General features: G+C 66.6%; 13 protein-coding genes and 2 tRNA genes. 11 read left to right on the top strand and 4 right to left on the bottom strand.

Annotation, left to right across the window (positions count from 1 at the left end):
* Positions 1 to 344 precede the first annotated feature (344 nt).
* Together VGD93_RS15470 and VGD93_RS15475 are read right to left on the bottom strand one after the other, a co-directional pair.
* A complete protein-coding gene (locus VGD93_RS15470; RefSeq protein ID WP_395013063.1) occupies positions 345 to 659 on the bottom strand; it encodes a hypothetical protein in 315 nt (104 codons plus the stop codon).
* 176 nt (positions 660 to 835) lie between these two features.
* Positions 836 to 1,057: a hypothetical protein gene (locus VGD93_RS15475; protein ID WP_395013064.1), complete on the bottom strand. Its 222-nt coding sequence runs from the start codon at positions 1,055 to 1,057 to the stop codon at positions 836 to 838.
* 90 nt (positions 1,058 to 1,147) lie between these two features.
* Here VGD93_RS15475 and VGD93_RS15480 point away from each other — a divergent pair, with 90 nt between their 5' ends.
* From VGD93_RS15480 to VGD93_RS15530, 11 genes are read left to right on the top strand one after another with little or no spacing between them, the layout of a single operon-like run.
* Positions 1,148 to 1,360: a hypothetical protein gene (locus VGD93_RS15480; RefSeq protein WP_395013065.1), complete on the top strand. Its 213-nt coding sequence runs from the start codon at positions 1,148 to 1,150 to the stop codon at positions 1,358 to 1,360.
* A 2-nt stretch (positions 1,361 to 1,362) separates the two neighbouring features.
* Positions 1,363 to 1,803, top strand: a complete 441-nt coding sequence (locus tag VGD93_RS15485) for a MucR family transcriptional regulator (protein WP_395013066.1) — start codon at positions 1,363 to 1,365, stop codon at positions 1,801 to 1,803.
* Between the two features lie 49 nt (positions 1,804 to 1,852).
* Entirely contained in the window at positions 1,853 to 2,677 is an 825-nt protein-coding gene (locus VGD93_RS15490) for a hypothetical protein (RefSeq protein WP_395013067.1), read from the top strand.
* Positions 2,677 to 3,063: a winged helix-turn-helix domain-containing protein gene (locus tag VGD93_RS15495; RefSeq protein ID WP_395013068.1), complete on the top strand. Its 387-nt coding sequence runs from the start codon at positions 2,677 to 2,679 to the stop codon at positions 3,061 to 3,063. The genes VGD93_RS15490 and VGD93_RS15495 overlap by 1 nt, the downstream gene beginning before the upstream one ends.
* A complete protein-coding gene (locus VGD93_RS15500; RefSeq protein WP_395013069.1) occupies positions 3,060 to 3,635 on the top strand; it encodes a DUF1643 domain-containing protein in 576 nt (191 codons plus the stop codon). The genes VGD93_RS15495 and VGD93_RS15500 overlap by 4 nt, the downstream gene beginning before the upstream one ends.
* Positions 3,636 to 3,638: 3 nt before the next feature.
* Positions 3,639 to 3,902: a hypothetical protein gene (locus VGD93_RS15505; RefSeq protein ID WP_395013070.1), complete on the top strand. Its 264-nt coding sequence runs from the start codon at positions 3,639 to 3,641 to the stop codon at positions 3,900 to 3,902.
* Positions 3,902 to 4,423, top strand: a complete 522-nt coding sequence (locus VGD93_RS15510) for a hypothetical protein (protein ID WP_395013071.1) — start codon at positions 3,902 to 3,904, stop codon at positions 4,421 to 4,423. The genes VGD93_RS15505 and VGD93_RS15510 overlap by 1 nt, the downstream gene beginning before the upstream one ends.
* A complete protein-coding gene (locus VGD93_RS15515) occupies positions 4,420 to 5,157 on the top strand; it encodes a hypothetical protein (RefSeq protein ID WP_395013072.1) in 738 nt (245 codons plus the stop codon). Before VGD93_RS15510 ends, VGD93_RS15515 begins: the two co-directional genes overlap by 4 nt.
* Entirely contained in the window at positions 5,154 to 5,552 is a 399-nt protein-coding gene (locus tag VGD93_RS15520; protein WP_395013073.1) for a hypothetical protein, read from the top strand. The genes VGD93_RS15515 and VGD93_RS15520 overlap by 4 nt, the downstream gene beginning before the upstream one ends.
* Positions 5,552 to 6,544 (top strand): hypothetical protein, encoded by a 993-nt coding sequence (locus VGD93_RS15525; RefSeq protein ID WP_395013074.1) that lies wholly within the window; start codon positions 5,552 to 5,554, stop codon positions 6,542 to 6,544. The genes VGD93_RS15520 and VGD93_RS15525 overlap by 1 nt, the downstream gene beginning before the upstream one ends.
* A complete protein-coding gene (locus VGD93_RS15530; protein ID WP_395013075.1) occupies positions 6,545 to 7,153 on the top strand; it encodes a zinc finger domain-containing protein in 609 nt (202 codons plus the stop codon).
* 100 nt (positions 7,154 to 7,253) lie between these two features.
* Here the strand turns inward: VGD93_RS15530 and VGD93_RS15535 are convergent.
* A tRNA-Arg gene (locus VGD93_RS15535) sits at positions 7,254 to 7,330 on the bottom strand.
* A gap of 219 nt (positions 7,331 to 7,549) precedes the next feature.
* A tRNA-Gly gene (locus tag VGD93_RS15540) sits at positions 7,550 to 7,623 on the bottom strand.
* Between the last annotated feature and the right edge of the window lie 504 nt (positions 7,624 to 8,127).

An 8,127-nucleotide genomic window follows, 5' to 3' on the forward strand; every position in this document is an offset into this window, starting at 1 on the left:
CCTCATGCTGGGAACCTCGACGAAACTTCAGTCGTCCCAAGCCTTCAAGTGACTGAGTTCGCCAGCTTGCATGCACAATGATGGTCATCGGCATCGCGGATTCGCGCTGCCGGGACAGGATGCAATCACGTAGGCGGAGCAGACGCCGTCGCGCATGGCGTGCGTGCAAGCGGCCTCCACGGCAGGCAGGCCCTCGCTCAGCTCACCGCGAGGATCGACACCATCTGGCGGTCGCCGTCCTCGAGTACCCGGCTCGCGCGCCAGCGCGGGGGTGGCGAATGAGCGCCAAGGTTTCGGAAGGGTGGTCAGATCCTCTAAGCAGAAAAATTGCAGGACTTGTCTGGCTAAGGCCGCTCTTGCGCCAGCGCGCGCTCGGCCTCCGAGCAGAACCATCGTTCGCCGTACTCCGGCCGGATGGTGGTATCGGCGTAATACCGCTGGCCGGGCACGTGGTAGATGCGCTCGCCGGAGTCAATCGAAACGTTGGCTTTGATGCGGCAATCCGTGCTGCGCACCAGCGAAACTACTTGCCGCCCACTTCCTCGGCAGCGCCCAGCGATCATGCTGCCCCCTTCGGGGGAGGCGAACGCATAGACGCCGCCGACGCCGAGGCCAGCGGCGAGGACCATTTTTACGATGGTACGAGGGAAGCGCTCCATCCTGCCATTGGAGTCGACTTCCCGCGACGATCAACGGGAACCTGCGACGGGGTGAACGCGGGGTTCACGCTCCGCGTGGCGATTGAGCAGTTCCAACCAGTGGGATATCGCCTTCGCGATCACGCTACTGCCGTCACGACACTTGGCAGGGAGGCGTGAGGTGGCTTTCGTGGCCCTCAGCGAGAGCTTGGATAGGCAAAGCGGCCGCCCTGGCTGACGTCGTCGTTGTTGTCGGCCGCCGGCAGCCCGACGAAGCTGGGCGGGATCTCGCGCGCCCCAGCGCTGCGGTTGTCGTTGGTGAGCGCCGCCGCCCGACCAAAAAACTTGCTGATAGTGGCGTGGGCGAGATCGATCAGTTTCGGATCGAGGCTGTTCCGACCCGCGCGACCCGCTTCCACCTGCGTGCTCTCGAGTGACCCGATCTGGGTGAGGCCGCTGATGGTGGCGCTCAGCGTCGACCACTCACCGAATGCGGGGATGCTCGACTGATGATCCGCCGCGCGCTCCTCGTGGCCCTCTGGGCCAGCATCACCACCGCGATCTACTGCCTCGTCGCCGGCGAGCTCGGGCTGCCCGTGTGGCTGGCCGGCCTGCTGTGCGCCGCCTTCCTGGTCCCGTCCGTCCTGATCGACTGGAAATCCCCAACCCCGACGCGCCGGCCCACCGCGCGGGGGCAACGCAACCTGGGCATCAGAGGATGACTATGACCAACGTCACCGCCGAGACCGCCGATGGCCACCCGCAAGCGGTCGAGCACACCACCGCGATCGTCGCGGCCTATGTCAGCAAGAACCCCGTCGCCGCGGATCACCTGCCCCGTCTTATCGGCGAGGTTCATTCGGCGATCCGGGCCCTTCACACGCCGCAAGCAATGACGGCCGCCCCACCCGCCGAGGAGCGCACCCCAGCCGTCCCGATCAGGAAGTCGGTCACTCCCGAGGCCATTATCTGCCTCGAGGACGGCAAGCGCTTCGCCTCGCTGAAGCGCCACCTGCGCACCCGCTACAAGCTCACGCCCGAGCAGTACCGCGAGAAGTGGGGGCTGCCGGCCGAGTATCCGATGGTCGCCCCGAACTACTCGGCCAGGCGCTCGCAGCTGGCCAAAGCGAGCGGCCTTGGCCGCCGCGGCGCGTTCGCCAACTGACACCGGGGCGCCGTGCGTCGGCGCGGCGTCCAACATGCAAGGACGAAACATGACGGACCTGCGACCAATCCAGCCACTGCCGATCGCCGATCTCACCCCGCAACCTGCGGAGGCGATGGGGGCGCGGCCCGTCATCGAGTGGGTGCGCCCCGAGGAGCTCTACGTCGAGGCGAAGTACCAGCGCGAGATCGGCGCACGGTCGATGCGGCTGATCCGCAGCATGGTCGAAGGCTGGAGCTGGTCGAAGTTCAAGTTGCCGGCGTGTTCGTTGCTCGAGGATGGGCGGCGCGTCGTCATCGACGGCCAGCACACCGCAATCGGGGCCGCCTGCCATCCGCTGATCGACCAGATCCCGGTGCTGGTCACCCGCACCGGCAGCATCGGCGAGCGGGCCGAGGCGTTCGTCGGCCACAACCGCAACCGGATCGCCATCACCGCGCTGCAGATCCACCGCGCCGGCGTCGCCGCCGGCGACGAGCTCGCCAACGCCGTTGAGGATGCCTGCCGCCTGGCAGGGGTCACCGTGCTGCAGGTCACGCGCCCGCGCGGCGAGTGGCGCCCTGGCGAAACCATCGCCATTCAGGCCATCACCAGCGCGGTCAGCCACAAGGGCCGCAGCGGCGGCGCCAGGATCCTCAAGATCCTTGTGCGGGCGCGCCAGATGCCGATCACCGCATTGCTGGTCAAGGCGACCTTTCAGATCCTGTATCAGCCCGAGTGGGCGTGGAAGGACGACAGCGCCCTCGCCGACATCATCGCCAGCAAGACCGCCGACCAGTGGGAGCAGCATGCCGCGGAGCGTCGCGCCGTCGGACAGCCAACCCAGCGCGCCCTCGCCGTCGAATGGTATCGCCTGCTGCAAGGGAGGCGGTGATGTCGGTCGAGGCTGCCCTGTTGGCCGAGAACCAGCAGCTGCGCGATCGCATCGACCACCTCGAAGCCATGCTGGGGATGACACCACCGCCACCGGTCTGGCTCGGCCTGACGCCGCAGGAGGGCCGCGTCCTGGGCCTGCTCGCCAAGCGTGAGCGGGCAAACCGCGACCAGATCTACGCCGCCCTCTACTCCACCCGCCCCGACGCCGACGGACCCGAAATGAAGATCGTCGACGTGTTCGTGTGCAAGTTGAGGAAGAAGCTCCGGGCTGCGGACATCGCCATCGATACGCTGTGGGGCGTCGGCTACGGGCTGCGCGACGAAAACCTCGCGAAGGCGCGCCGGATCCTCCAGGCCGTGGAAGAGGGCGAGGCGGCACCATGAGCGCCCCGTGGCTGCAACTCGATTTCATGATGGCAGCGGAGCCGGCGGAGGGCGCCTACCCCTCGCTGGACAGTAGCGGCGCGCCACCGCGCTTCCGCTTCGCCTTCTGGCGCAGCTGGGACAGCGAGGGGCCCGTGCTGGCGATCGTGGCGCTGCATCCCAGTGGCGATCCTTCCATCGACCACTACATCACCGCGCGCCTCACGCACTTCGCGCGCGCCGCCGGCTATGGCGGCTTCATCGTGGTGAACCTTTTCGCCTTCCGGGCGACCGACCCCTTCGACCTGCTCGATCACGGCTTTCGGGCGTCCGAGGGCCCGAACAACGACGACTGGATTCGCGCGGCCTGCACCGGCCGTGACGTCCTCGTGGCGTGGGGCATGGGCACCTATGGCGGCCGCGCCGCCCATGTCGCGGCCTTGCTCCAGCCCATCGCCTCGAGGCTCCTCTGCCTCGGCGTCAACCACGACGGAAGCCCCCGCCTTCCACCGCGTCCGCCACACCCGCTGCGCCCCGGCCCCGCCGTCGAGATGGTGCCGTGGCCACCAACACCCACAAAGCAGGAGAGCTAAGCCATGTCGGTACCGAGCCTGGAGTCCCTTATCAGTCAGGCGGTCGCAGCCCGGCTCGACACAGCCTTCATCGAGAAGGAAGTCGAGACCCGCGTCGCCAAGCTCGTGGTCGACGCGATCGAGGCCGCGTTGCATCGGTACAGCCCGACCAGCGAGCTCGTCGCCAAGGCGGTCGCAGACGCGCTGCGCGTGAACGCGCTCGACCTGCCGTCCTACAGCGCCACCGCGCTGACGAACATGCCCATCCTTGAAGCGGCAGGCGCCTGATGCTGGTTCTGCCCATCGCCCACATCGAGGCCATCGACCGGGCCGATCTCAACCGGTTGCTGGTGGCATGGGGCCACAGGATGGGCCCATACACCCGGCCCAGCTTCACGATCGAGGCGCATCATGCCTTGTTCGTGGAGGGCGAGCCCGTGGCCGTCGCCGCTGCAGGCGAAACGGTGCGCGAACGCGTTGGGCAGACCGACCTGGGGCGTACCGATGTTGTCGAGCTGGTGCGCCTCTGCGCCGCCCGCGAGCATCTTTGCCGGCCGATGCTGCGCCTTTGGCGCGAGATCGTGTTTCCGGCGCTCGCCACGGTGCACCAGCGCCCCATAGCCGTCTCCTACCAGGACGAGTGCCTCCACTCCGGCAACCTCTATCGCTTCGACGGCTGGATCGACCTGGGCAAAGGGGGGCGCGGCGGCGCCGATACCCGCACGGGACGCCCGGGGCGAAAACTCCGGATCTGGGGCTGGGCCGCGACGCCGGCCGAACGTGATGCGCTGCGGAAGAGGATGGCATGAAGCATTCGCGGTCCAGCGCAGAAGTGGAGATCCGCGACGCTGTCGTGGCGCGTCTTCGCGAGCTCCGGCCAGATGCGCGCATCGTGCACGAGCTCAATGTCGATGAGGGCATGAACCGGGTCGATGTCGCCGCGATCGGCCGGGACCGAATAGTCTTCGTGGAGATCAAGTCTGAGAGGGACAAGCCGCATCGGCTGGCCCGGCAGCTCCACGCCTTTGGGCCGTGCTGCCATGCGCTGATCCTGGCGGCTCACGAGAAGTGGTTTGCGAGTCCCGGGACAGAAAGAAAGGTGCGCCGAGTTCACAAGGTGCGCGTGCCCCAACAAGACCCGGATACGGGCATGATGACGCTCGTGCCTGGGACGATCGAGGATTGGTACAACGTCCATCTGCCCTCGCCCATGCAACTGCTCCTGGCGGAGTTCCCCCACTGGGGCATTGCCGAATGGCAATATCCCCCACCGGATGGCCACAGACGCTGGGAGCTCCAGCGCTACGACTGGCATCGGCCCTGGGCGGACAAGCTCTTGCACCTTCTCTGGCGCAACGAGCTCGTAGCGGTGTGCGACCGGCTGCGAGTGGCTTGCTCGCCGCGGGCTGCTCGATCCGACCTGATCGCCGCAATCGTCCAGGTCGCGCGCTGCCTGGAGATCGAGGCCGAAGTGTGCCACGCGCTGCGCGGCCGCGAGTTTGCCGAGGCCGACGCCCCGATCGTCGAAGGAGCTCGGGCATGACTACCTCCGATTTCGACGACGACACTCCCCTCACCCTCAAGGAGGCATGCGCTCTGTTCTTTCGCAACACGCTCAAGCCGGACACGTTGCGGGCCGAGCGCGGGCGGGGCAATCTCCAGATCATGCGGATCGGAAAGAGGGACTATGTGACGCCGGCCGCCATCAGGGGGATGATGAACAAGAAATGCCACAACGGAGAAAACCCGCCCGCCTCTACCTCCACCCCGCCGAGCGCGTCTGGCTCATCCGAGACGGAACGCACACGGAGCGCACAGGATGCAGCGAGGGTGAGCGCGGAGAAGCTGAAGAAGCTCTCAAAGAGTACATCGCGCGCAAATTCAAACCAGCCGTCCGCGAAAGTTCTCCCGCTCGGCTTACCGTCGCGGAGGTCCTGATGGCCTATGCGGAAGAATACGCTCCCACCACGGCGGACCCGGCTCGCATCGGGTACGCCTTGGTGCCGCTACTCGACTATTTCGAAGGAAAGACGCTGATGTACGTGCGCGGCGCGACCTGCCGCGGTTACGTCGAGTGGCGCACCTCGATGGTCAGGGCCAACCACGCGAACGCCCGCACCGAAGCCAGGCGCACCCGCACCGTCTCGAGCGCCACCGCCCGCAAGGAGCTCGGTGTCCTGTCGGCCGCCATAGGGTTCTGGCACCGGGAGCACGGCCCCCTCGAGTCGGTGCCCGTGGTGACACTGCCGGCAAAGCCGGAACCCAAGCCCGACGTGCTAGATCGCTCCGAGATGGCCCGCCTGCTCGGCGGCGCCCTCGGCTTCTATCAGCTCGAGTGGTGCGATCTCGAGACGCGCCAGTTGCACCGCACGCTGAAACGCGACCACAGCGCGATCAATCGGCACACCGCGCGGTTCATAGTGATCGGCCGCTATACCGCCAACCGGCCAGGCGCGACGATGAAACTGCGCTGGATGCCGAACACCGTTGGCGGCTGGCCCGATTTCAAGCGGGAGTTGCTCTATCGCAAGGGCAGTGAGGTGGTGGAGAGCAAGAAGCGCCAGCCTTCGGTGCGCCTCGGCCGCGCCGCCCTGGCGCATTTCCGCCGGTGGAAGGCGATCGACGATCGCGCCCGCGAGGATCTCGCGCGCCGCACCGACGGCATGGCGACCTCATTCCTTTGCGTCGTGCATTGGGGCGGCGAGCCGATCAAGGACATCGGCAAGAGCTTCGTCACCGCGCTCGATTTCGCCGGCCTGCCGCGCCACTACACCCCGCACGTCCTGCGGCACACGCGCGTCACCTGGTGGGTCGAGGCCGGGCTGTCGCTCGAGGAGGTGGCGGACGCCGCCGGCATGACCACGCAGATGGTCGAAGAAGTTTACTGGCACAGGAGCCCGCATTTCCAGAAGCGGGCAGCGGAGGCTTAGATGATACCCCAGCGTGAACGCGCATTGTCGGTCACCTGTCCGGAGTGCGGCGCGGAGCCCGGCAAGCCATGCGTCGGGCTGCGCAAGCCCTACCAGGTGCGGCGGTCGGTGCATGTAGGGCGCTTGGCGCTCGGCAAGACCGTATCGCGCAACAAGCGAGTGCCAGGCGCGCGACCGCGAAAAAACCAACTGCCACGGTACGTGCAAAGGCTGAACGACAACCCGATCGACGCCGGCCTGATGATGAAGATGCTCGAGCACGTGAACAGCATGCCGGCGGGCCAGCGAAGCGATTTCTCCGGACGAGCTATCGGCGTCGTTCGGTTCATTGAGGAAGAAGCGTCCTTGGGCCCCGAAAAAGCGCGGGTCGATCTGTTGATTGGTTTCAATTTTCGCATGGAGGCGCTGGCCCGATTGAGCCATCGGCCGGAGTATGCCGCCTGGTCGCTTCGTGTGGGCGCCGCGGATGGGATGGACGTCATCAGCAAGGTGCTCGTCGAGGCCGCGGCGCGCGCCCCGCTCATCGAGATAGGTGAGCGCCTCGAGTTCGATCCTGATGCCTTCTTCGCCTTGGCGCTCTCAATCGCCGAAGCCGAAGGCAAGGCCTGATCTGGGAGGACTGACAGTGGCACACGTCGCGTATCTGTACGATAGCTGTACAAAAACCGGTTCTCGGCTCATGGCGGTGGTCGCAAGTCCTTGGAAACATTGGCGCACCCGGCGAGATTCGAACTCACGACCTCTGCCTTCGGAGGGCAGCGCTCTATCCAGCTGAGCTACGGGTGCAGCCTGCGGCCAGGCGGCCGGCCGAATGGGGCGCAACCTATCCAAAGCCGCAACGCCGCGCAACCGCCCTCGTGCATGCCGGAATTACGCCGCCGCTGCGCCGCGCGCACGGCCCGGCAGGCGCGGGCGATGACGCCGGCCTCCCTGCCGGCTTGCACGGCATCCCGGGGGACTCCGGCCCGGCAAGGCGGCATGCTTCGGACAGCACTCAGGGAGAACTGGAGCGGGTGAAGGGAATCGAACCCTCGTCGTAAGCTTGGGAAGCTTCTGCTCTACCATTGAGCTACACCCGCGCGGGCCTCCTATCTGGGGCAAAAGCCGATGGGCGTCAACACCCCCCGCGGGTCGGGCCAGCCTCCCGACGGCGGCGCAACCCGGCACCGCCGTCCTCCTCCTGCCGACGCGACCGTCCCGAGGCCCCAGGACTCGACCCGGCCAATGCAGCACGCCTGCTCCGAAGCCCGCCCAGGACGCCGGGCCGAGCACCTCCACGCGGGTCCGGGCGCTGCGGCCGGGACTCTGTACCGGCGGCAGTGCCATCCACCGGCTCGACCAACGCAATCATACTGCCATCAACTCAAATCAACGACGCGGCAATATCGGAACCGAGACCTCCCAGCAACGAACAACTACTTGCAGCGTACACGACGTAATTTTACATGGCGTAGGAAATCTGGCTCGGTGATTTTGAGAATACAGGAACCTTATCACCTGCATTCCCCATATTCACCCACAGGAGATTGGAAAATGCGCAACTACGTACTTGCTGGCGCCGCGGCCCTGGTTCTCGGCACGAC

The sequence above is a fragment of the Devosia sp. genome (genome assembly GCF_036406155.1).
GTDB lineage: Bacteria > Pseudomonadota > Alphaproteobacteria > Rhizobiales > Devosiaceae > Devosia_A.